Annotated in this window: 25 protein-coding genes; 10 read left to right on the top strand and 15 right to left on the bottom strand. The window is 69.7% G+C overall.

Annotated elements, in window-relative coordinates; translation table 11 throughout:
- Positions 1-28 precede the first annotated feature (28 nt).
- The 3 genes from B0I29_RS29910 to B0I29_RS29900 form a co-directional block, all read right to left on the bottom strand.
- Positions 29-1,420, bottom strand: coding sequence for an FAD-dependent oxidoreductase (locus B0I29_RS29910; RefSeq protein WP_111652462.1), 1,392 nt, complete (start codon positions 1,418-1,420; stop codon positions 29-31).
- 21 nt (positions 1,421-1,441) lie between these two features.
- Complete coding sequence (locus tag B0I29_RS29905) at positions 1,442-2,374, bottom strand: LysR family transcriptional regulator (protein ID WP_111652461.1); 933 nt, start codon at positions 2,372-2,374, stop codon at positions 1,442-1,444.
- Between the two features lie 104 nt (positions 2,375-2,478).
- On the bottom strand, positions 2,479-3,024 hold the full coding sequence (locus B0I29_RS29900; protein WP_220091427.1) for an adenylyl-sulfate kinase: 546 nt from the start codon (positions 3,022-3,024) through the stop codon (positions 2,479-2,481).
- 23 nt (positions 3,025-3,047) lie between these two features.
- Here B0I29_RS29900 and B0I29_RS29895 point away from each other — a divergent pair, with 23 nt between their 5' ends.
- The 5 genes from B0I29_RS29895 (at position 3,048) to B0I29_RS29875 (ending at position 6,763) form a co-directional block, all read left to right on the top strand.
- A complete protein-coding gene (locus B0I29_RS29895; RefSeq protein WP_111652641.1) occupies positions 3,048-3,446 on the top strand; it encodes a PPOX class F420-dependent oxidoreductase in 399 nt (132 codons plus the stop codon).
- 83 nt (positions 3,447-3,529) lie between these two features.
- Positions 3,530-4,009, top strand: coding sequence for a cupin domain-containing protein (locus B0I29_RS29890; protein WP_111652640.1), 480 nt, complete (start codon positions 3,530-3,532; stop codon positions 4,007-4,009).
- A gap of 101 nt (positions 4,010-4,110) precedes the next feature.
- Positions 4,111-5,061 (top strand): MetQ/NlpA family ABC transporter substrate-binding protein, encoded by a 951-nt coding sequence (locus B0I29_RS29885; protein WP_111652459.1) that lies wholly within the window; start codon positions 4,111-4,113, stop codon positions 5,059-5,061.
- Positions 5,062-6,102, top strand: a complete 1,041-nt coding sequence (locus B0I29_RS29880; RefSeq protein WP_111652458.1) for a methionine ABC transporter ATP-binding protein — start codon at positions 5,062-5,064, stop codon at positions 6,100-6,102. It abuts the gene before it with no gap.
- Between the two features lies 1 nt (position 6,103).
- Positions 6,104-6,763, top strand: coding sequence for a methionine ABC transporter permease (locus B0I29_RS29875; RefSeq protein ID WP_111652457.1), 660 nt, complete (start codon positions 6,104-6,106; stop codon positions 6,761-6,763).
- A gap of 149 nt (positions 6,764-6,912) precedes the next feature.
- On the opposite strand, the gene B0I29_RS29870 is transcribed toward B0I29_RS29875, so the two are convergent.
- The 6 genes from B0I29_RS29870 to B0I29_RS29845 all read right to left on the bottom strand — a co-directional run bounded on the left by B0I29_RS29870 (position 6,913) and on the right by B0I29_RS29845 (position 12,342).
- Positions 6,913-7,788, bottom strand: coding sequence for an STM4011 family radical SAM protein (locus B0I29_RS29870; protein WP_111652456.1), 876 nt, complete (start codon positions 7,786-7,788; stop codon positions 6,913-6,915).
- Complete coding sequence (locus B0I29_RS29865; RefSeq protein ID WP_111652455.1) at positions 7,775-9,067, bottom strand: STM4012 family radical SAM protein; 1,293 nt, start codon at positions 9,065-9,067, stop codon at positions 7,775-7,777. The genes B0I29_RS29870 and B0I29_RS29865 overlap by 14 nt, the downstream gene beginning before the upstream one ends.
- The gene (locus B0I29_RS29860; RefSeq protein ID WP_111652454.1) at positions 9,064-9,861 is read right to left on the bottom strand and encodes an STM4013/SEN3800 family hydrolase; all 798 of its coding nucleotides are present in this window, start codon (positions 9,859-9,861) and stop codon (positions 9,064-9,066) included. Before B0I29_RS29860 ends, B0I29_RS29865 begins: the two co-directional genes overlap by 4 nt.
- Positions 9,849-10,886 carry an STM4014 family protein gene (locus B0I29_RS29855; protein ID WP_245972817.1) on the bottom strand — a complete coding sequence of 346 codons (1,038 nt, stop codon included), beginning with the start codon at positions 10,884-10,886 and terminating at the stop codon, positions 9,849-9,851. The genes B0I29_RS29860 and B0I29_RS29855 overlap by 13 nt, the downstream gene beginning before the upstream one ends.
- Complete coding sequence (locus B0I29_RS29850) at positions 10,856-11,776, bottom strand: STM4015 family protein (RefSeq protein WP_111652452.1); 921 nt, start codon at positions 11,774-11,776, stop codon at positions 10,856-10,858. Before B0I29_RS29850 ends, B0I29_RS29855 begins: the two co-directional genes overlap by 31 nt.
- Before the next feature lie 188 nt (positions 11,777-11,964).
- Positions 11,965-12,342: a VOC family protein gene (locus B0I29_RS29845; protein ID WP_111652451.1), complete on the bottom strand. Its 378-nt coding sequence runs from the start codon at positions 12,340-12,342 to the stop codon at positions 11,965-11,967.
- 78 nt (positions 12,343-12,420) lie between these two features.
- On the opposite strand from B0I29_RS29845, the gene B0I29_RS29840 reads away from it, so the two are divergent.
- Positions 12,421-12,627 carry a hypothetical protein gene (locus B0I29_RS29840; RefSeq protein ID WP_111652450.1) on the top strand — a complete coding sequence of 69 codons (207 nt, stop codon included), beginning with the start codon at positions 12,421-12,423 and terminating at the stop codon, positions 12,625-12,627.
- On the opposite strand, the gene B0I29_RS29835 is transcribed toward B0I29_RS29840, so the two are convergent.
- Positions 12,608-12,973 (bottom strand): GntR family transcriptional regulator, encoded by a 366-nt coding sequence (locus B0I29_RS29835; RefSeq protein ID WP_111652449.1) that lies wholly within the window; start codon positions 12,971-12,973, stop codon positions 12,608-12,610. The genes B0I29_RS29840 and B0I29_RS29835 overlap by 20 nt on opposite strands.
- Entirely contained in the window at positions 12,970-13,734 is a 765-nt protein-coding gene (locus B0I29_RS29830) for a hypothetical protein (RefSeq protein ID WP_111652448.1), read from the bottom strand. The genes B0I29_RS29835 and B0I29_RS29830 overlap by 4 nt, the downstream gene beginning before the upstream one ends.
- A gap of 80 nt (positions 13,735-13,814) precedes the next feature.
- Between B0I29_RS29830 and B0I29_RS29825 the strand changes: the two genes are divergently transcribed.
- From B0I29_RS29825 to B0I29_RS29810, 4 genes are read left to right on the top strand one after another with little or no spacing between them, the layout of a single operon-like run.
- A complete protein-coding gene (locus B0I29_RS29825) occupies positions 13,815-14,621 on the top strand; it encodes a hypothetical protein (protein WP_146616921.1) in 807 nt (268 codons plus the stop codon).
- The gene (locus B0I29_RS29820) at positions 14,572-14,979 is read left to right on the top strand and encodes a VOC family protein (RefSeq protein ID WP_220091426.1); all 408 of its coding nucleotides are present in this window, start codon (positions 14,572-14,574) and stop codon (positions 14,977-14,979) included. The genes B0I29_RS29825 and B0I29_RS29820 overlap by 50 nt, the downstream gene beginning before the upstream one ends.
- Before the next feature lie 40 nt (positions 14,980-15,019).
- Positions 15,020-15,346 (top strand): PadR family transcriptional regulator, encoded by a 327-nt coding sequence (locus B0I29_RS29815; protein WP_111652445.1) that lies wholly within the window; start codon positions 15,020-15,022, stop codon positions 15,344-15,346.
- Positions 15,343-16,455 (top strand): periplasmic substrate-binding domain-containing protein, encoded by a 1,113-nt coding sequence (locus tag B0I29_RS29810; protein WP_111652444.1) that lies wholly within the window; start codon positions 15,343-15,345, stop codon positions 16,453-16,455. Before B0I29_RS29815 ends, B0I29_RS29810 begins: the two co-directional genes overlap by 4 nt.
- A gap of 917 nt (positions 16,456-17,372) precedes the next feature.
- Here the strand turns inward: B0I29_RS29810 and B0I29_RS29805 are convergent.
- The 4 genes from B0I29_RS29805 to B0I29_RS29790 form a co-directional block, all read right to left on the bottom strand.
- Positions 17,373-19,310, bottom strand: coding sequence for an ArnT family glycosyltransferase (locus tag B0I29_RS29805; RefSeq protein ID WP_245972815.1), 1,938 nt, complete (start codon positions 19,308-19,310; stop codon positions 17,373-17,375).
- An 88-nt stretch (positions 19,311-19,398) separates the two neighbouring features.
- Complete coding sequence (locus B0I29_RS29800; protein WP_111652443.1) at positions 19,399-19,881, bottom strand: hypothetical protein; 483 nt, start codon at positions 19,879-19,881, stop codon at positions 19,399-19,401.
- Positions 19,878-20,378: an RNA polymerase sigma factor gene (locus tag B0I29_RS29795; protein ID WP_245972813.1), complete on the bottom strand. Its 501-nt coding sequence runs from the start codon at positions 20,376-20,378 to the stop codon at positions 19,878-19,880. The genes B0I29_RS29800 and B0I29_RS29795 overlap by 4 nt, the downstream gene beginning before the upstream one ends.
- Before the next feature lie 148 nt (positions 20,379-20,526).
- Positions 20,527-20,958 (bottom strand): hypothetical protein, encoded by a 432-nt coding sequence (locus tag B0I29_RS29790; protein WP_146616920.1) that lies wholly within the window; start codon positions 20,956-20,958, stop codon positions 20,527-20,529.
- Between the last annotated feature and the right edge of the window lie 445 nt (positions 20,959-21,403).

Raw genomic sequence — 21,403 nt, 5'->3', positions numbered from 1 at the left:
GAGGATCGGCGCGCAGCCCGCTGAACCGTCAATTCCAGACGGCGTGCTCGTACTCCTCGCGGGACGGCGTGGCGGCGGGTCCGGCCGGGGGAGTGACCCGGCCCAGGTCGGCCAGGACCAGGTCGCCGACGATCGTCTCGACCAGGCGCGGAACCCCGCCGCGCAGGCTCAGCACGTCACCGACCGGCAGGCCGAAGCTCTGGCTGGCGGCGGCGTTGAAGACGTGGATGTTCGGCACCCACGCGGCGTCCGCGGCGTCGCGGGCGGTCAGCTGATAACCGGCACCCAGGTACGGGAACGCCCCGAGATGCTCCGACTCGTACGCGGCCGGCGGCTGGTAGACGTCCCGCCACAGCGCGATCCGGTCGGCGATGCCGGCCAGCTCCGGCCGGGTCCGTGGATCGTGCTGATATCCGGTTCCGGCGATGACGAAGTCCGCGGTGTGCGTACCGTCGGCTGCTTCGATTTTGACTTGCCCACCGATCTCGGTGGCTCGGGTCCAGGGGGCGGCCAGGTGGATCCGGAAGTTCGGGTGGGCGGTGGCGCGCAGCACCGAGTCGAGCGGCACGCTGCTGGTGAACGCGGAGCGGCGGCGCCAGCGTTCGGCGTCCGGCAGCCGGTGGAACGTCTCGACCTGCGCGTGGCTCGGGCCTTTGCCGCCGGGGCGGATGACGATCAGGTCGGGCCGGCGGGTGAAGAGATGGACCTCGGACGCGCCGGCTTCGAGAGCGGTCGCGGCGGCGTCGAACGCGGAGGCGGCGGAGCCGAGAACGGCGACGGACCGGTTCTGGAGAGTCCGGTAGTCGAGCTGGTGTCCGGTGTGGGCGAAAACGGACGGCGACAGGTCGGCCACCTCGGCGGGGATCCGTGGGCCGCCGGTGCCTTCGACGCCGGTCGCCAGGATTACCTTGCGGGCGACCTCGATGGTGCCGTCGCTCGTGGTAATCCGGATGTTCCCGGAGATATCTGGTTCCAGCTTCGCCACCCGGACACCCCGGCGCACCGGCACCTTCACCTGCCGCTGGAACCATGCCAGATAGCCGATCCAGTCGGCGGTGCTGATCCGTTCGATCGCGGCATACGCCTCCGCGCCCTCGCGCGCCTCGAACCACGCACGGAAACTCAGCGCGGGATTTCCCAGCTCAGGACCAGGGTTCGTCTTCGGCGTCCGCAGGGTCAGGTTCCGGGCCTTGGCGGCCCAGCTACCGACGTGCTCGCCATCGGAGGCGTCGAGCACAGTTACTCGCTCGATGCCGGCACGCCGTAGCGCGTACCCAATGGTCAGCCCGCTCTGACCGGCACCGATGACCGCCACGTCATGGTCGGTTCCGGCGAAGTGTGGCACCCAGGCGGCGGGTGCCGGCCCGAGCAGTCGCAGGGATTCGCTGGCAGCGAGGTCGGGGTTGCCCGGCCGGCTCATGTGATGGCCCTCCTGAGGTTGTTAGGCGGCAATGCCGAGACGATTTCCGCGGACGACCGGCGCGGTCTCCTCCGCGATGGTGCGCAGCGCCCGCAGGATCGACGCGATGTTCGGATCGCGTTGCCGGCCCTCGCGGACCAGGGCGCTGACGGTGCGTCCGCCCAGCTCCAGGCCGTCGACGATCAGCCCCTGCAGGTGCCCGGGCACGGACAGCCGGGGGACGATGGCGGCGGCGACCTCGGTGGCCGCCATGTCGCAGATGTTCTGCGCGCCGATCATCCGGTGCTTGATCTGCGGGACGTATCCGGCGGAGCGGCCGGCGCGCTGGATCGCGGTGTCGATGCCGGAGTCGCGCCGGCCGCTCACCCACGGTTCGTTCGCGAGGGCGCTCAGGCCGCGGCTGCGGATCCGCAGGTGCAGATGCGACGGCGCCATCAGCACGAGCGGTTCGTAGAGCAGGTACTCCCCGGCGAGCCCGCTGAGCGGTTCGTCGGCGTCGAAGTCGTACCGGCAGGTGATGGCGACGTCGACCTCGCCCTGGCGCAGCAGCCGGGCCGCGGCCGGACTCGGCGCCTGCTGGACCTGGATGTGCAGGTCGGGCTCGGCGACCCGCATGTGCTGCATCATCGGCGCGGCCAGCATGGAGATCCCCATGTTGAACGTGGCGATCGCGATCTGCCCGGAGACCTGCCCCTTGGTGGCGGCGACCGCGCTGATCGCCTCGTCGACCGCGCCCAGCACCCGCCGTACGTGCTCGACCAGGACGTGGCCGCTGCGGGTGAGGCTGAGCGTGCGCCCGTCGCGCCGGAACAGGATCGCGCCGGTCTCCTTTTCGAGGACGCGCAACTGCTGGGAGACCGCCGAGCTGGTGATGCTGCGGCGTTCCGCCACCGCGGTCACCGTACCCAGATCGGCCAGATCGCTGAGGAGCATCATCCGTCGCAGATCAAGCATCAGGCACCGCCCCCGACGCGTCGGTTCGGCCCGTTTCCGCTGGTGACGTATGCCTGCTTCACGAAATCCAATATGGCACAGCAGGCCGCTATAACCTAGTTAACCTATGTAACTGATAGGTTATTAATGCATCGGCTCCGGGTGATGGCCGCAGCGACGTCGCGAGGCGACCCGTGCCCGCCGTCGACCACCGCGTCCTCGACGGACGCTTCCCGCAGGATCCGATCGAGCGTGCCGCACCGCTGGAGATGCCACGCCAGCCCGGCCGGATCGTCACGATGCCGCCGGCGCAGCCGCTCCCGCACGATCTCCAGGCTGGTGCCGAGGCGGCACACCGCCATCGGCACACCGATCGCGTCCTGGTAGCGGTCCCGCTCGGCCCGGCTCTCCACCACGCCGGCCAGCACCAGCAGCCGGGCACCATCGTTCACGAAGTTGTGGGCGACGGCCCGCAGGTTCCGCAGGGTGATCCTGCTGTTGAACGGATCATCGGGCGGACTCGGCCACGACCGCCGCAGCCAGTCGACATCGATCACCGCATGCGGAACCCCGCGCTCCGCGAGAAGATCACCCAGCGCCTCCGCGACCGCCGTCTTTCCGGCACCCACGGTGCCGGTGACGAGCAAACCCCCTGGGGTACGCGTGTTCACGATCGTCCTCCACCATGGAGAGCATGACGACGACCATCATCCCTGAAGACCAGCTGGACCTGCTCGAACGGCCGCTCATCGCTGATCTGGCGACGGTCCGGGAGGACGGAACCCCGCAGGTGAATCCCATGTGGTTCGCCTGGGACGGCGAGTTCATCCGGTTCACGCACACCAACTTCCGCCGCAAGTTCCGCAACATCTCGGCGAACCCGGCGGTCGCGATCTCGATCATCGACGCGGAGAACCCGTACCGCTACATCGAGGTGCGTGGCGTGGTCGAGCGCATCGACCCGGACCCGACCGGAGCGTTCTACGTGGAGCTGGCGAAGCGTTACGACGCGCCGTTCGGCACCGAGGCACCGAAGGACGCCCCGGACCGGGTGATCTTCGTGGTCCGCCCGACGGCGGTCGGCCGCCGCTGACCCTTTGTGGCGCTTGCCGGTAGGGCATCCAACTAGGTTCCTAGGATGCTCTACCGGTGGTGCCGCTCGGCATAATCGACGCCATGACGTATCCGCCCCCGCTTTACCACGGCGACAAAGGCGAGGTCTCCGCCACGTACCGCCCCGCCGCCACCGAGCCCGAGCTCGTCTACCCGAACGGCACCCGGATTCATTACCTCTCGACCGGGGAGTCGACGAACGGCCTCTTCGGCCTCTACCGCTGGGAGTGCGGCCCCGGCGTCACCGGCCCCGAACCGCATTTCCACCACAGCCTGGCCGAGTCGTTCTACATCCTCGACGGCGTGCTGCGGATCTACGACGGCAGTCGCTGGATCGACGCCGAGCCCGGCGACTGGGTGCACGTCCCGCCCGGCGGCATCCACGCCTTCAAGAACCACTCCGGCGCCCCGGTGAAGATGCTGCTGCACTTCGCGCCCGGCGCACCCCGCGAGGGCTACTTCGAAGGCCTGACCGAGATCGCCGAGATGACCGACGCCCAGCGCACCGCGTTCTATCTGGAGCACGACAACATCTGGCAGTGACGGCGGCCCTCCGCGGGTAGACGTAGATTACATTTTACCTATGGGAAAGGTAGGTTATTGTGAGCGTCTTCTGATCCGCACGAATACAACCGGAGCTATCTGTGTCCGAGCCGACACCTTCTGAGAACCCGTCCGACCAGCCGGTTCTGCCCACCCGGCAGCGCAGCCGCTGGCCCTGGATCGCCGTGGCGGCCGCTGTCGTCGTCGCGGTCGGCGTGACCGTCGCGGTGGTGGCCACCCGTGACGGCGCCGACGACGCGCAGACCGTCCGCATCGGTGTCGCCGACGCGGCGTCGCCCTACTGGAAGACCTACGCGGACCTGGCCAAGGAACGCCTCGACGTGAACGTCACGCTGGTGAACTTCAACGACTACAGCCAGCCGAACCCGGCGCTGAAGGAGAAGCAGCTGGAGCTCAACCAGTTCCAGCACATCCAGTACCTCGCGAACTACAACGTCACCGCGGGCGACGACCTGCAGCCGATCGGGGCCACCGCGGTCTACCCGCTCCCGCTCTACTCGCTGAAGTTCACGGCGGTGACCGACCTGCCGGCGAACGCCAAGGTGGCGATCCCGAACGACGCCATCAACCAGGCGCGTGGCCTGCTGGTGCTGCAGGCGGCCGGCCTGGTCACGCTGAAGAACGGCGGCACCGCCTTCTCCAGCACGACGGACGTCGAGACCAAGAAGGTCGACGTGGTGACCCTGGACGCGTCGCAGACCGCGGGTGCGCTGCAGAGCGGCTCGGTCGCGGCGGCGATCGTGAACATCAACTACGCCACGAACGCGAAGCTGCCCAAGACGGCCGTTGTCTTCCAGGACGACCCGGCCAGCGCGAGCGCCGCGCCGTACGTCAACATCTTCACCGCACGGGCCGAGGACAAGGACAACGAGACCTACCTGAAGCTCGCCGAGCTCTACCACGACCCGGCCGTGGAGAAGGGCGTGCAGGAGGCCAACAGCGGTGTCGCGGTCCTGCGTACGGTGCCCGCCGCGGAGCTGCAGGCGCTGCTCACGACGGTGCAGGACCAGGCCGTCGCGGCGCAGAAGTAAGTGACGACCACCCCGCCGCACGTACGGCTGACCAACGTCACCAAGACGTTCAGCCGCGGCCGTAACGGGACCCAGGTGGTGGCCCTCGACGACGTCAGCTTCGAGGTCGCCAAGGGTGAGGTGTTCGGCGTCATCGGCCAGTCCGGCGCCGGCAAGAGCACGCTGATCCGGCTGATCAACGGGTTGGAGTCGCCGACCTCCGGCCAGGTCCACGTCGGCGATCAGGAGATCACCGCGCTGTCCGAACGGGACCGTCGTGGTGTCCGCCAGGACATCGGCATGATCTTCCAGCAGTTCAACCTGTTCCGGTCCCGTACGGTCGCCGGCAACGTCGCCTACCCGCTCAAGGTGGCCGGCGTGGACCGGGCCGAACGGGATCGGCGGGTGGCCCGGATGCTGGATTTCGTCGGACTGCTGGACCGGGCGCACGACCACCCGGAACAGCTGTCCGGCGGGCAGAAACAGCGGGTCGGCATCGCCCGCGCGCTGGCCACCGAGCCGTCGCTGCTGCTCGCGGACGAGGCGACCAGCGCGCTCGACCCGCGTACCACCACCGAGGTCCTGGCCCTGCTCGGCCGGGTCAACCGCGAGCTGGGCGTGACCGTCGTGCTGATCACTCATGAGCTCGACGTGATCCGTACCGTGGCTGATCGGGTCGCGGTGATGGATCGCGGCCGGATCGCGGAGAGCGGGACCGTCTATGACGTGTTCGCCCATCCGCGCAGCGAGGCGGCGGCCGACATCGTGCGGGGCGCGCTGCGCGACCGGCCGTCGGCGGAGACCCTGGCCCGGCTGCGCCGCAGCCACAGCGGCCGGATCGTCACCGTGGCGATCCGCGACCGCACCGGGTTCCAGACCGCTCTGGCCCGGACGTTCCTCGCGCACAACGTTGCCGCCGACATCATCTTCGGCGGCATCAGCGAGCTGCAGGAACGGGCGGTCGGCAGCCTCACCTTCGAGCTGACCGGCCCGGCCGACGGGATCGACGAGGCGCTGGCGGCCTTACGGGCCGACGGCGTCGAGCTGACCGAGGAGGACTGACGTGGACGAGTTCCTGACCAATCTGCCGGTCTTCCGCGAGGCGATCTGGCAGACGTTCTACATCGTGTCCATCTCGGTGGTGGCCGGCGGGCTGCTGGGCCTGGGCCTCGGCCTGGTGCTCTACGCGACCCGTCCCGGCAGCCTGATGTCCAACCGTGCCGTCTTCATCACGGTGAACATCCTGGTCAACATCGTGCGGCCGATCCCGTTCGTGATCTTCTTGACCGCGATCCAGCCGTTGATGCTGGTCACGATCGGCACCACCATCGGTACGAACGCGGTCACCTTCGCGCTGACGCTGGCGGCGGCGTTCGCGGTCAGCCGGATCATCGAGCAGAACCTGCTCGCGGTCGAGCCGGGCGTCATCGAGGCGGCCCGGGCCGCCGGCGCCCGCCCGATCAGCATCCTGCTCACCGTGATCGTCCCGGAGGCGCTGGGACCGGTCATCCTCGGCTACACCTTCATCTTCGTCGGTGTGGTCGACATGTCCGCCCAGGCGGGCCTCTTCGGTGGCGGCGGCCTGGGCGACTTCGCGGTCACCTACGGCTCGCAGCGCTACAACTGGCCGGTCGTCTACATCACGGTCGCCGTGATCATCGTGATCGTCCAGGCCGGTCAGTTCCTCGGCAACGCCCTGGCCCGCAAAGCCCTGCGGCGCTGAGCGTCCGGTGCTGGTCAGCGCGTCGCTGACCAGCACCGCGGCCCGCCGGCAGCCCACAGCAGGCCCCGCTCGGTGCACACCGCGAACCCGCCCGGGTCTCCTGCGCCGGGGTGAATGCCCGTCCCCGCCACCACGAACCATCAACGCCTTTACGAAACAACCTCCAAAGGCCACACCGCGGGAATGCGTTCGAGCAGCCCATCGGCGTACACATCGCGCAGTTGCAAAGGCTTGAGATGCACGTAGCCGATGTGGCAGTCGCAGAGCGAGTTGCCACAGGCTCGCGGGCGCAGGCCCGCGCGCCATGTCCCGTCGTAGAGGTTCCCGATCGGCGCCGGAATGAAATGGCAGCGCCGCACCGTGCCGTCGCCGAGCACCGAGATCGCGGTCTCGCCGGCATGGCAGGGCTGGCCGAGCGACGCGTGCGGCCGGACGCTGTCGCCGAAGCGCGGATCCAGTGCGGTCCACCGCCGTTCCTCGTCGGCGGTGTAGACGTGCCCGTCGGCGGCGTTGATCCACAGATAGACCGACGGTGGCAGTGCGGCTCGCAGCGCGACCGCATCGTCGAAGTGGGCGGGGAGTCCGACGACACCGACCGAGTACCGGACGCCCAAGGCGTCGAGTTCGCGGCACCGCGACAGAAACCGTTCGATGGTCACCTGTCCGGGGTGAAATGTCGCCCACAGCGCCGCCACCTGCGGATTCGCCGCCGACAGCCAGCCGGTGCGGGCGGCCAGGTTCGTCTGGATGGCGACCCGGGCCACGTGCGGGAGGTGGGAGAGTTCGACGATGGCGTCGCGGTACCAGGATCGGGTCAGGCCCTCGCCCCACGGGGTGAAGAGCACGGACAGCCGCCGATCCGTCGTCTCGCGAACCCACCCGACAAATCTCTCTAAATCCGATTTGTCACCGCGAAGCAATTCCGGCGGATCAACCCGCTTGGCGAACGGACAGTAGGGGCAGTTGTAATTACAACTGGCGAGCGGCCCCCGATACAACACATACAGATCGTCACCGAACGACATAGGCCCGCATCGCTTCCCGAACCGGCCCGGAGACCAGCCACGGCCCGATGGCGTCCGAATACGCCAGTCCTTCCGCGGTCAGCACCGTCCGCGACGAATCCAGCCAGCCCTGGTCGACCAGCGTCGACAGCTGCGGAAAGTCCTCGTCGTGCCGTGTGCCGAAGCGTGCCTGATATGCGGCGGAGTCCACGCCGTCGGCGCGCAACAACGACTTCAGCAACCATCGCCGCCGCTGCTCGATCTCATCGAGCCGGAACCCGATCTCCGCGTACCGGAAATCCCCGGCCGGCCGTGACAGGTAGTCATCGATGACCGCGCGAACCTCCGAAACCGCGACGGCGTAGTCGAACGAGTAGTGCAGCGACGTCGTATACGACCGCGCGCCACACCCCAGCCCGATCATCCCGTCGTCCTGGCAGCAGTAATCCGGCCCCTCCACGACAGGCGCGTCCGCCCGCCGGAACTGCCGCATCGACTGCTGCACATATCCGGCATCGGTCAGCACCGCCACGGCCTGCCGGTACAGCGCCAGCCGGTCCCGATCCCAATCGTCCCGGGTGGCGGCCCGCCGCCCGAGCCCGGTCAGCGGCCGCACGTACAACGGGTACAGATAGAGCTCCTCGGGCCGCCATCGCAGCGCCTCGTCCAGCGAGTGCTGCCACGTCTGCGCGGTCTGCCCGTCGATCCCGTAGATCAGATCGACGTTGAGCACCGGAATCCGGCTGTCCCGGATCGCTTCCAGCGCGGCGTGCACCTCGGTCAGCCGTTGCGGCCGCCCGGCGGCCCGCGCCTCACTGTCGAGGAAGCTCTGCACACCCATGCTGATCCGGGTGGTGCCGTGCGCCGCGAGCACCGCGAGCCGATCCGGCGTGGCGGTGGCCGGCGACGTCTCGACCGACAACGGCAGCGAGTCACCGAACGCCGACGAGACGATCTCGAAAAGCGACGTCAGCTCGGCGGCGGTGAGATAGGTCGGCGTGCCGCCCCCGATCGCCAGCTGCGAGAACGACGCCTCGGGGGAGAGGCTGGATCGAACCTCGTGCGCCTGCCGGCGCAGCTGCGTGAGGTACGCCCGAACCTGCTCCTCGGGAGGATTGGCCCGGGTGAACAGGTTGCAGAACCCGCACCGCATCTCACAGAACGGCAGATGCACGTACCCGAACAGCGCGTCCTGCCGTTCGGCTCCCCACACGTCACTCAGCAGCGGCCGCGGTTCGAGTTTCCGATAGGCGGTCTTGTGCGGATAGGCGTAGAGATAGCCCTGATATGGCGACGTCATGCCGGATCCAGAACGAAGTCGGCGTACGGCACCGTCCACACCGTCTCGTGCGCGACCCGATGCCCCACGTGCCCGTCCTCGCCGTACAGCGTCCCGTGATCCGAGCAGATGATCACCTGGCAGGGCCGCCCCCGCCCGGCGACCAGGCCGAACAGCCGATCGAGCTGGCCGTCGACGTACTCCAGGGCAGCGGCCTGAGTCTCCACGGAGTCGGCCGGGGCTCCCGGAACGTAGTGCTTGTTCGGCTGATGCAGAGCGGCGACATTGAGAAACGTGAACACAGGCTGACCGGCGTCAACCTGATCGAGAACCGCTGACAGAACCCCGATCTGCGCCCCCAGACCGTCCACCGCTGTCACCCCGAACGACGGGTACCAGTGGGACTCCGCGAACATCCCCGGCAGCACCCGCCCGAGCGGCGCCGCCGGGTTGAAGAACCCCACCCCGCCCAGGCAGACCGTGTGATAGCCCGCCGCGGCCAGCCCCGCCGGCAGGTCGCCCGCGTCGAAGACGAACGTGTCCGGCCCGCTGGACTCACTGCCGCCGAACCGGGCCGCGAACAACCGCTCGTGCGGCCCCGGCGTCACCGGCGTGGGCAGGAATCCGGCGAAGAACGCGTGATGTGCCGCGTAGGTGAAACTCGCCGGCGTGTGCCGCCGTTGCCACACCCCGCCGGGCAGCACTGCCGCCAGCCGCGGCGTCCGGCCCTGGTCGAGGCAGCGCGCCGCCACGTCGTACCGCAGCGTGTCCAAGGTGACGAACAGCAGATCATGGGTGCCGATCAGCGAACGCATATCGCCGCCACCTGGTCACCGTAGGTGTCGTGGCCGTTGAGCAGGTCACCGAACGCGTTCACCTCGGCCACCGCATGGTCACGCCACCCCGCCCGGAACATGAGATCAACACCGACGTGCAGGGTACGCGGAAACAATGCACCCACCCGGGCGCAGGTCTCCATCGCCGCCGCCCACGCCGTCTCCCCGGCCGCCGCCCGGACGGCGTCCACATCACCGCGCGCGTTGCCGAGGTGCAGGTTCGTCATCGGCGACCGGCTGGTCCGGACCACGATGTGCCGGGGCTCCCCGGCGATGACCAGCACCCGCAGGTCGAGGACCCGGTCACCGAGGGAGGCTTTCGGAAACCACCGCTCGACGTGCAGCCCGTCCGGCGCCAGCCCGTCGACGATCGCGGCGATGGTGGATTCGTCGTCGTATCGGCGTACCCGAAGGCTGTTGAAGAGCAACCCACCGCTGAGCTCGACCGAGGTGACCGCCATGACCCGCCGCCCGGAGGCGGCGAGAGCGAGCACGCCGGAGGCGGACGAGCCGTAGGCGGGTTTCACGAAGACGCGGTTCCAGCCGGACGCCCGCAACTCGGCATAGCCGCTGACCGGCGGAAGCGCGTCCGGCACCGGGATCCCGGCGGCGGACAGCAGCGCGTGACAGTCCGGCTTGGACGTCATCGTCAGGATGTCGGCGGGCTGGTTCAGCAGCGTCCCGCCGCCGGCCTCGACCCGGGCCAGCGCGACCCGCAGCCCGGCGAAAGCGGCAGCGGTCCCGAGGATCTGCCCGTCCAACGCGGGAGAACCCGACCGCAAGAGCTGATCAACCTCGGCGTCCTCACCCGGCGAATCGATGCGCACGAGACAGTCCGGACCCGGCACCCGGCCGGAAACCAGCACGTCACGCCACGGATAGACCTCAGGCGCGGGCAGCCCGGCCCGCCGCACCGCGTCCAGGAACAGCGTGACCCGCCGGTTGGCCGGATTACCGACGACGGCGAGAGGCATCACTCCGAGACCGCTGTGTAGCGGCCCCACTCCTCCTCCTGCTGCCGGTCGGACACGTCGACGGCGACACCCGGCAGCTCCTCGACGATCCGCTGCGCCAGCTCCGGCGACAGGAAGTGGTGGCTCAGATCGAGCGTTTTCAGATGGGTGAGCGGCTGCCCGGCCAGCAGCGCCTCACCACCGGCGTCACCGAGCGTGCCTTTCGACAGGTCGAGGCTGGTCAGCCGGGCGACGATCGGCGCCGCCGCGACCGCCTCAGCGATCTGGTCGGCGATCTCCGCGTTGCGCAGGCCGAGGTGGGTGAGCGCCGGCAGCGACCGCCCGGCCAGGATCGGCGCCAGATCGTCGATGGTCGCGTCACCGCCGTAGTTGTCGACGCCGAGCCACAACTCCAGATGCGTCAGGTTGGGCACGTCCCAGCCGGCGACGTTCTCCACCACGCTCGCGGGCAGCCCGCCGGACTGCAGCACCAGCTCCCGCAGCCCCTGATGATGGATGCGTTTCTTGAAGGCGAGATCCTGCGACCCGCGCACCCACAGGCTCTCCAGCTGCGGGAACGTGAGCAGGATCGGCGTGAGATTGGTCTGCTGGATCCAGGAGATCTCACACTGCTCGAAGCTCATCTCCCCGATGAACAGCGCCCTCAGATGCGGCATCCGCTCCGCGTTGTCGACCAGCAGCTCCACCGGGAACGGCGTGTCGTTCGCCTCGCCCCACTCACCGATGATCAGCGCGGTCGGCCCTTGCGGCCCGATCCGGTCCAGGAGCTGCGAGAACGCGGCGGTGAAATCGTCCTCGCTCGCTTCATACTCCATGTCGATCCGCCACGCCACCGCCCCCGGATCACCCGGGCTCTCCGGCGCGTCAGCCGCCACCACGGGCAGCCCCGCGAACGTCGTCAGAAACTCGTTGATGGTCACCGGACTCCCTCGGCCGCCGTCGACAACGCCGGAAACCTAGCAGCCCCCACCGACACTTTCGCGCGCGCTCCGTTTTTGGTCCCTCTCCCTTTTCGGTACGCGTACCGAAAAGCCCCCGTGATCCTCCGGGCGACTGACGTCCCTTCCGCCGGCTCACACCGCCGCCGGCCCCGGCGTCACCTCACGGGTCAGCCCTGGGGCCGGTACTCGATGGCCTGCAACGACCAGCTGTTGCCGTCCGGGTCCCGGAAGTACACGAAGTTGCCCCACGGCTGCACGTCCACCTCGCCGGCCTCGACCTCCGCCGCCAGCAGCTGTTTCCGAGCCGCCTCGGCGTCCGCCACGACAACCTGGATCTCCTGGCTGCCCGGCACCTTCTCGGTGATCCCGTCCCCGATCACGATCGAGCACGCCGACCCGGGCGGCGTGAGCTGCACGAACCGCAGGCCCTCGTGCACCTGGTGATCGTGGTCGGCGATGAAGCCGATCCGCTCGTAGAACGCCTTGGCCCGGTCGACATCAGTGACCGGCACGGGAATGAGCTCAATCTTCCACGTCGCTGTCATAGGTCCATCCTGGCCGCGATTGCGGTCAGTTCCTGTCCTTTGAACACCGGAACCGTGCCAACGGGGTAAGAGAGTGTCATGGCGACCTGCAACCTGTGCCCGCCCGGCGAGCGCGACTTCCCCGACGCCGAGATGGCCGCGCACCTGCGCTCCACCCATCCCGACGTCGACCTCGACGGCACCCGCAAATCCGACGACAGCACGATCGTCCACGACGCTTCCCTGGGCCCGGCCAACGCGCAATCGTCCGATCCCGCCGCGGGCCTCAGCCCGCCGACCCGTTGAGCAGTGCGGCCCGAATGATCCGGACGGCTTCGTCGGTGTCGATCCCGACGCTGGCGACCACCGCCGCATACTCGGCAGCGGCCCGCAACGCCCGCTCCCGCCCCTGCTCACCGGCCGCCGACACGAACGACCCCGCCGCGCCCCGGGTCTCGATCAGCCCCGCGTCCTCCAGCTCCCGGTACGCCCGGCCGACCGTGTTCACCGCCAGCCCCAGGTCGGCGGCGAGACGGCGGATCGCCGGCAGCCGGGCGCCCACCGCGAGACTGCGGTCCTGGATCTGCCGGGCCAGCTGCCCCCGGAGCTGCTCGAACGGCGGAACCGGCGACGCCGAGTCGATGACGATCACGGGTTCACCGTCACACCCATGGCGAGCCGCGCCACCGTGCCGCTGGACGGGGTCCGCGCGTTGATCACGATGAGTGCGACGGTGCCCAGCACGATGAAGACGAGCCAGGCGGCCGTCCACCAGCCCGGCACCGCGGCCAGCAGCGACACCACGGGCAGGCACCACACCACGGTCGGCGCGGCCAGGTTGCGGGCGTCCTCGACCCGCATGATGGCGTCGGCGGTCAGCGACACCTCGTCGTCGGCCACCGCCGGATGGGTGAGCAGGTGACGCAGCTGCACGCCCATGCCGGCCGCGACCCCGCACAGCCCGATGAGCAGGATCGCCGCCTCGATGCCCGGCAGGGCGCAGATCGCCGCCACCAGCGCCCCGGCGAACGTGACAACAGCGAAAACCGCACGCGGCAGGCCCAGGACGGTACGCCAGCCGAGCCGCCCCGGATGGGCCACCCGCCGCACCAGCGTCGCGGCGGCCCGCCGGTCGGCCCGGCGCACCTGCCTGTCGATCAGCGCCAGGCCCGCCACCAGCGCGATCACCGCGGCGCTCAGATACAGCAGAGACGTACTCGGGTGTGCCTCGTCGCGAAGGGTGAGCGTGTAGACGAGGGCGACCACGATCAGGAACAGGGCGAGCAGCACGCTGGCAGCGATGCCCGCTCGCCGCCGGACCGTCAGCCGGGCGGCGATCAGCGGTGTCGCCCGCTCGCTCGCCAGCCCGTGCTGGGCGAGCCACACACCGGCCTGCTCGATCTCATCGGCCATGACGATCACCTCGATGTCTCAAGTCTTGTCGCATCAGCTTGAGACAACACTTGAGACAAGTCAACTGGCAGACTCACGACGTGCGGCATCAGCAGATTGTGGACAAACTGGCGGCTTCCGGCCTGGTCAAGGCCCTCGACGAAGACCTCGCGCGCGGAATCGGGCACCAGATGCTCGGCGCCACGAAGAGCCCGGACGCGCTCCGTGAGGCGGTGACCGGGCCGATTCTGGAGCGCTGGCGACCCCGTCTCGACAGTGCCAAGGTCCGGCTCGCGCTCGCCGCCCTGCTGCACAAGTACGGCATGGCGTCACCGGACATCACCGATCAGGCCCTGACGGCCATCGACGAACTCGAACGTGGCGTCGTGCTGTCCGACGCGTTCTCCCGGCAGGTCCCGGCGATCAGAGAGCTGCTGCTGTCACCGCCGGTGCCGCTGACCCGCAGGCCCCGGCAGCCGAAGCCCACGACCTTCCACCGCCCCGGCGATGTCATCAGCTTTGAGCTCCGCTCACGCTTTCATGCCGCTTTCGTACGCGAGGTGCACGGCGCCAACGAGTACCCGATCGTCGAGTTCTACCAGGGCGTCTTCGACCGCGTTCCGGTACCGTCCGAGCTGGTGGGCCGGCCGTCAGCCCGAGACCGGGGCAGAGCCCGGTTCGCCGTGATCGGCATGACCTACGTACCCGATCCCGCCGGGCAGGTCGTGGTGATCGCCTCCGGGCAGCCGGACGGACCGGTTGGCGAGGAGCCCCGCCCGGGGGAGGGCCTCTACACACTGTCCGACATCCTCGGTGTCCAGCGCGCCATACTCGGTTTCCATGAAGGCCAATCGCTCCATGCCGGCGGCCGCAGTGGTGCCGATCCTGACCTACCCGGACGTCCGTGAGGCGGTCGCCTGGCTGTCGGCGGCGTTCGGGTTCGCCGAGCGGATCCGCATCGGCGAGAACCACCGGGCCCAGATGCGGTGCGGCGACGGCGCCCTGATCGTCGCCGACGTGGCGAAGGACCGCCGTCCGCCACGGCCCGGCGAGGTCACCCACGCGGTGATGGTGCGGGTGGACGACGTGCGGGCGCACTGCGAAAAGGCACGGGCGCACGGCGCGCGCATCCTCCTGGAGCCGGTCGACTTCGAGTTCGGCGAGCGGCAGTACCAGGCCGAGGACCTGGCCGGGCACCACTGGACGTTCTCCGAGACCCTCGATGACGTCGCCCCCGAGACGTGGGGCGGCGAGCCGGTCATATAACGGTTGACGTTATATTCAGTCGAGCGTAACGTCACCGCCCATGCAGGAACCCACCTTCTTGATCCTCACCGCCCTGGCGGAGGAGCCCTCGCATGGTTACGGGGTGATCCGCTCCGTCCAGACCCTGTCCCAGGGCGAGGTGGTGCTGCGGCCCGGCACGCTCTACGGTGCCCTCGACCGGCTGTCCGAGCAGGGGCTCGTCGAGGTCGACCGGGAGGAGACGGTCGACGGCCGCCTCCGGCGCTACTACCGGCTCACCAGCGACGGTGCCGCCGCTCTGTCCACCCAGGTCGAGCGCCTGCGCCGTAACGCCGCCGCGGCCGAGGCCGGCCTGCGCCGCTTCCCCAACCTGGGAGTCGCCCGATGACCACGATCAGCATTCAGGACGAGCGGCGCTACCGGCGGTTGCTTTTCGCGTACCCGGGCGCCTACCGCCGCCGGCACGGCGACGAGATCCTCACGACGCTGTTCGACCTCGCCGACGACGGCAACGGGCGGCTCACCGCCGGGCAGACCCTGCACCTGGTCGCCTCCGGCCTGCGGCAGCGATTCCGGGTGCCGCTGCGCCCGCTGACCGTGCTGGCCGCCCTGCTGGCCACCGTGACGCTGGGCGGGTTCGGTGCCGTCGCCGGCAACTGGCTGGCCTGGCAGAGCGCCGATCGGGTGCCGTCACCCGCCGAGACGAGCGCGCTCACCTCGGCCATGGCCGGCTTGCCGGGGCCCAGCATCGAGCAGTGGCAGACCGCGATGAACGGTCCCGGCATCATCGCCACCACTCGCGGTGCCGGCACCTACGACCCCGATCGGGTCAAGACCGCCCTGACCGCGGCCGGCTGGCACATCACGTCCTTCACCGAGGCGATCAACAAGATCGCCATCGGGTTCGGCACCCCCGAGGAAACCGTCGCCCCGGAGCGGGCCGCCCAGTTCACCGCGACGAAAGACGGCCTGACTCTCCAGGGCGCCACCTCGACCATGGACGGCGGGCCATGGCCGGACATGGACGGCGGCAGCTTCGGGAGCCTGGACATCACGACCGACGTGACCGGTGCGATCGTGCCCCTGACGATCGCGGGCCTGCTGCTAGGCGCCCTCACCGGCTGGCTGCTGACCGCGGCCGTCTCCTACCGCATGCGCACGGCGTCCGACCGCATGGGCACGGCGTCCGACCGCATGCGCACGGTGTCCGACCGCATGCGCACGGCCGGCTCCCGCCCCCGCCGGACAGCGGCCGCCCTGTCCGCCCTGGCCCTGACAGCGACGGCGGTCCCGGCCTCCGTGGCCTATTGCGAGTTCTACCAGGTGATGACCTACGACCCGCACGCCTCCAACCAGTACGTCGGCTACGGCCCCCACGACCAGATCCCGGCCTACGCGGTGCTGATCGCCACAGCGCTAGCCGCCCTATCCCTGGCCGCAGCCATCCGAGCAGCCACCCACCACCCCGAGCCCAACCTAACCCCGATCAGCTCCTGACTGGGCCAGCCCCTGACCAGGCCAGCGCGGCTGACTTGGGCCAGCCCGTGACCAGGCCAGCGCGGCTGACTGGGCCAGCGCCTGATCGGGCCAGCGCGCCTGACTGGGCTAGCGCCTGATCGGGCCAGCTTGTGGCCGGATCAGCTCTTGGCCCCGGTCCCGCCGAGGCTCGCCATCGCCGGAACCGAGTAATCGCCTGGGTCCCGGTGGCGCCATTGCCCGTTCTGGATAGCGTCACCGTTCTGTCCGGTGCTTAGCGGGGCCACCGTTCTGCCGGGTGCTTGGCGAGGTCACCGCCCCGCCTGATCGCCTGATCGCCTGATCGCCCGACTGCCCGACTGCCCGACTGCCTGGCGCCCGGCGGCCGGCTGGAGACCTTTTGTGCGATCGGGGTTTAGCTGGCAATCGTCAGCTGCACGTCTTCGCGCGCGCCCGTTTCTGGTCTTGTCGACTTCCCCCGAACTGGTTGCGCAGAAATCCACAAGATCGGCGAGCCCTTGCGGATCTTGTGGATTTGAGCGGTACTCGACTTTCGCCTCTGCGGTGATGGGTGGCCACGGCTCAGGGACGCTTTCGACGGGAACCGCGTGTCCCGCCGGGCGGTGCCCATCACCCTCCCGGAGCCGTCACGGAGGGTGAGCGCCAGGCAAGGGGGCCGCCGTTTCCGGGCGAATCTTGGAGACCTGTGGGTGTTCTGGACACCACAGGGTTCCAAGATTCGGCGCTGTTCGCCGTTTATGGTGGCAGCGCGTGATCAGGGTGCTCGCGGGTCACCTGAGGTCGACACGCTGTGGGCGGCCTTCCCGGAAACTCGTGCGTTCGCGGTCGAAATAGGATCGCCAGTCACCACCTGTCTATAGGTCGGTGGTGACTGGCGGCGCGGTGTTCGGGCTGGGCGAGGCTCTGGTTGCGGTGCGTTACTCCGGCATGGGGCCGATTCTGCCGACGGTGATTTGCTGGGTGCAGAGGGTTACGTTCGGGTCGTTGGCGCGGAGTTCTACCGCGTCGCCCTGTGCTTGCAGCTGGAAGAAGATCTGGCTGAGGCCCCGTCGCGCCTCGAACGTGTGGGTTGACTCGCCCATCCGGAAGGTGATGGTCGAGTCGCCGGAGCTCATGTAGCCGATGTGGATCCACCACGGCCAGTCCTGGGCGGTTCCCTCCAGGGGGATGCGGAGGGCGCGGCCGGAGGCGATCCGGTGGCCGCAGTCGGCTACCGGGCCGGGGACGATGTCCAGGCCGTCGACGATCGCCGGCCGGATCCGGCCCTTGTCGTCGAACATCGACGCCTGCACGGCCTCGGTCACGAAGACCGGCTTCAGGCGCGCGGCACGGAAGAAGTGCGACTGCAGGTTGTCCGGGTGGAAGTAACCGGCGACGACCCGGTCCGGCACGATGTTGTCCACCATGGCGGTGCCGGGTGGTGCCCCGGCCAGCTCGTCCTGTGCCGTCGACAGGTACTCGCGCCCGTCCTTCGTCGCCCACACGTCGTTGAAGCGGTCGATGCTCCACAGATTGCCGGCGGCGAGAATCGCGACGACGACCGCGGCGGCCACCCTCATCGCGTACGCGACGGTTCCTCGCACCGGCGGTGGCGACGCCGCCGCACCGGGCTCGTGCTGGGAGACGACAGCGCCGGGCTCGTCCTGGGGGACGACAGTGGTGCGGCCCTGTGCGTCGGCGTTGCGCAGGCCCAGGAGCGCGACGCCGACGCACAGCGCCGCGACCACCGCGACGTCCGACAGGTAGCGGGGAACCAGGCCGGCGATGCTGCCGAGGCTGGTGCCGAGGCGGGTCACGACGAACAGCCCGGTCACGATGGCGACGAACGAGAGCAGCGTCAGCCACGCCCGGCGTGCCACGGCGCGGCGCCGCACGGTCACCACGACCACCACCAGGAGTACCGCCCAGGCGAGCCAGACACCCGGTGTGGGCGTGAAGATCAGGGGCGGGCCGTCGCCGGCGTGCGTCCATCGCCAGGGGCCACCGACCAGGGCGGGCACCAGGTTGACCCCGATGAGATCCCGTATGAAGTTGACGATGTTGCCGGGTTCCGTGTTCTGCTCCAGCTCCGGTACCGGGCGAGTCAGGTAGAACGGCAGGTAGGCAAGGCACAGCACCGTCAATGACACCCAGCCGACCCAGAACCGGCGGATCGCCTCCCCGATGCTGCTGATCAGGCCCCCGCTGCAGAACAGGGCGGCGGCCAGCACGAACAGCAGGGGGACGGTCAGCAGGGCCTTGGTGTCGAAGGCCAGCCCGAGCAGCACCGCCAGCACCACATGGATCGCGTACCGGTGCCGGCCGGTGCGGGCGTACCGCATCTGGGCCGCGATGGCGAGAACCATGGACAGCTGGACCGGCAGGATCAGCAGGCCGACCATCCACAGCGAGCTGACCTCCAGGGTCAGCGTGCTGAACAGGAACATCGACAGCGGCACCAGCAGGGCCCACCCGGGCCGCAGGAGCGTACGCAGCAGCAGATAGAACGCCACGCTCACCGCGGCCTGTCCGACCACGAGCATCAGCGCCCAGGGCCAGCCCGCGAGCCCGTCGACGCGGACCAGCAGCCAGGCCAGCAGAAGGCCACCCGGCATCAGGTGACCGTTGAAGACCTCGAACAGGAAGCCCGGGGTCAACCCGGTGTCGATCGCCCGGGCGGCGATCACGAACTCGTCCTGGGAGAAGTAACCCCGGACGGCGATGACCGCCCGCCAGGCCACCGACACCACGATCAGGGCGAGGGCCACCGCCCGGACCCGGTCCCGGTCAATCCACCGGGCGATCCGGTCGGGTTCCCACGGTTCCTGCCCTGCGGTACTTGAATATTCAGCCAGATCGTCGGCGGGCATCGACATGATCAATAAGATGCCACAGGTTCCGCCGCGGCGATGTCCCGTCCGTGCCCGGGGTGACCGCCGCGACACGCGGCGAGGCCGGAGCGGCTCAGCGCGTGGTGGGTGTGACGGTCCGGCCGGCTTCGGACGCGGTCGGCTGCGGCTCGGCCGTGGACGATGAGCGCTCGGGCGTGGGCGGTGTGACGGACGGGCCCCTTTCCGGGATGGAGGTCGGCGAAAGGCGCGAGGTCGGCAGGGCAGGCCGCGCCGGTGAGGTGGCGGATCCGGACGTCGCCGTCGAGGTGGGTGATGCGGGCGCGGCGGGTGAACCGGACGAATCGGGGGCGGCAGGGGACGCGGGTGAGGCAGGCGGCATCGGCGTCGGCTCCGCCGGCCTGAGCAGCGCGAACGCTGTGATCGAGACCGTCGCGGCGGCGAGGCCCGCGGCCAGCGGCAGCCACCAGCGGGCCGTCGTGCTCCGGTCGGCGGCCCGGGAGGGCACCGGCTCGTACCGCAGGTCCCGGCTCGTGACGGTGGTGGCCCGGGCGGACAGTGCCGCCCGCAGGCGGCGTTCCAGATCGTTGTCGGTCATTGTTCCCCCAGCTGGGCGCGTAACAGCGTCAGGGCGCGGTGCGCGGTCGACTTGACGGTTCCGGTGGTGATCCGCAGGGCGCCGGCGATCTCCCGTTCGGAGAAGCCCGACCAGTACCGCAGGACCATGACCTGACGCTGACGGGTGGTGAGCCGGCCGAGCGCCCGGATCACCTCCCGGTCGCCGGCGCCGAGCAGGGCCTCGTCCTCGGCGGCGGGCGCCGGATCCGGGCGTGGCGGCAGGTACGCCCGCGCGATCCGCCGCCAGCGCAGCGCCGACCGGGCGGCGTTCATGACGGCCGACACCAGGTACGCGTTCGGATCGGCGATGTCGCCGAGACCGGTGCCGTGCCGGCGGTAGAGCCGGGTGAAGACGTCCTGGACGATGTCCTCCGCGGTGGGCAGGTCGTCGACCATGAGGACGGCCAGCCGGACCAGTGGCAGGCGCCGTTCCCGATAGAGCTCGTCGATCGCGGGTGCCGCGGGAACAGCCGTCACGACGGGGCTGGCCGAGGCCCCTCGCCTCCAGCGCAGCAGCGAGAGGGGTATCGGCAACACGAAGATCACAAAGGGCCTCGCGGGGTGGGTCGGAGTGGCGGGCGGACCGGGGGCGCGCCGGCCACCGTACGGCCGGCGCGCCACACCCTCAGGAAGCGGTCCGGGTCGGCGCCGGCGTCCGGGTCTCGGCGATCCGGGTCGGCTCCGGGGTCACCTCACGGGCGGAGACGGTCGGCGCCGGTGCGGCGGTCGCCCTGCGCGTGGAAGCGGTGCGCGCCGGCTCGGCGGTCACCGTGCGCTCGGCGGCGGTGGGTTCCGGCGCGGGGGTGGCCTCGCGAGCGGAATCCATTGTTGTCGGCTCGGCATCCGGGACGGCGGTGGAGGCGGTCTGTTCGGCCGTGGTGGCCGCTGGGGTCGCTTCCACGGTCCCGGTCGCCGCCGTTGCCGAGGCCGTCGAGGTGGCCGGCACCGGCGCGGGCGGCGCTTCGTCGGCGAAGGCCATGGCGGTGGTCACCCCGCCGATGGCGATGACGGCCACGGCTCCGGCGGCGACCGCGAGGGTCCGGGTGGATCTGCGCATCTCAAGCTCCAGCACTGTCGGTCGGTGCACTGTCACCAGGGAGGACGCGCAAGCCCGGTAAAGGTTGGCGGTCCCGCTGTGATCCGCGACATATCCGTCGGAGTCATTGCGTGTCGGGCTTCACAGCACCGAATCGCCCACACCGGCGGCGAGCGTGCCGCAGGGGTGGGTGCGGCGTAGCCGCATGGGGTGAGGGTGACCACGCACGCAGGCCGTTCTCCCCGGGAGGGCCCCAGGGTGACCACCCACTCAGGCGGGCACATGAATGTGAATTTGATCTTCTGAAGTATTGACTTGCGTCACTTTTTAGGGTGCGCCATCTGACAGGCGGGCGTCGATGCTCTGCGGACCTCCGGCGTTGTCGCTAGCGTGATGGTGCGGCCCCGGACCTCGGCCACGATCAACCCGCCAGCGTGCGGAACTGCGATCCCCCGAGGTTGACCGA

It is taken from the genome of Actinoplanes lutulentus (assembly GCF_003259845.1).
In the GTDB taxonomy this organism is placed as follows: Bacteria; Actinomycetota; Actinomycetes; order Mycobacteriales; family Micromonosporaceae; genus Actinoplanes; species Actinoplanes lutulentus.
This window is presented reverse-complemented; position numbering and strand designations above follow the sequence as displayed.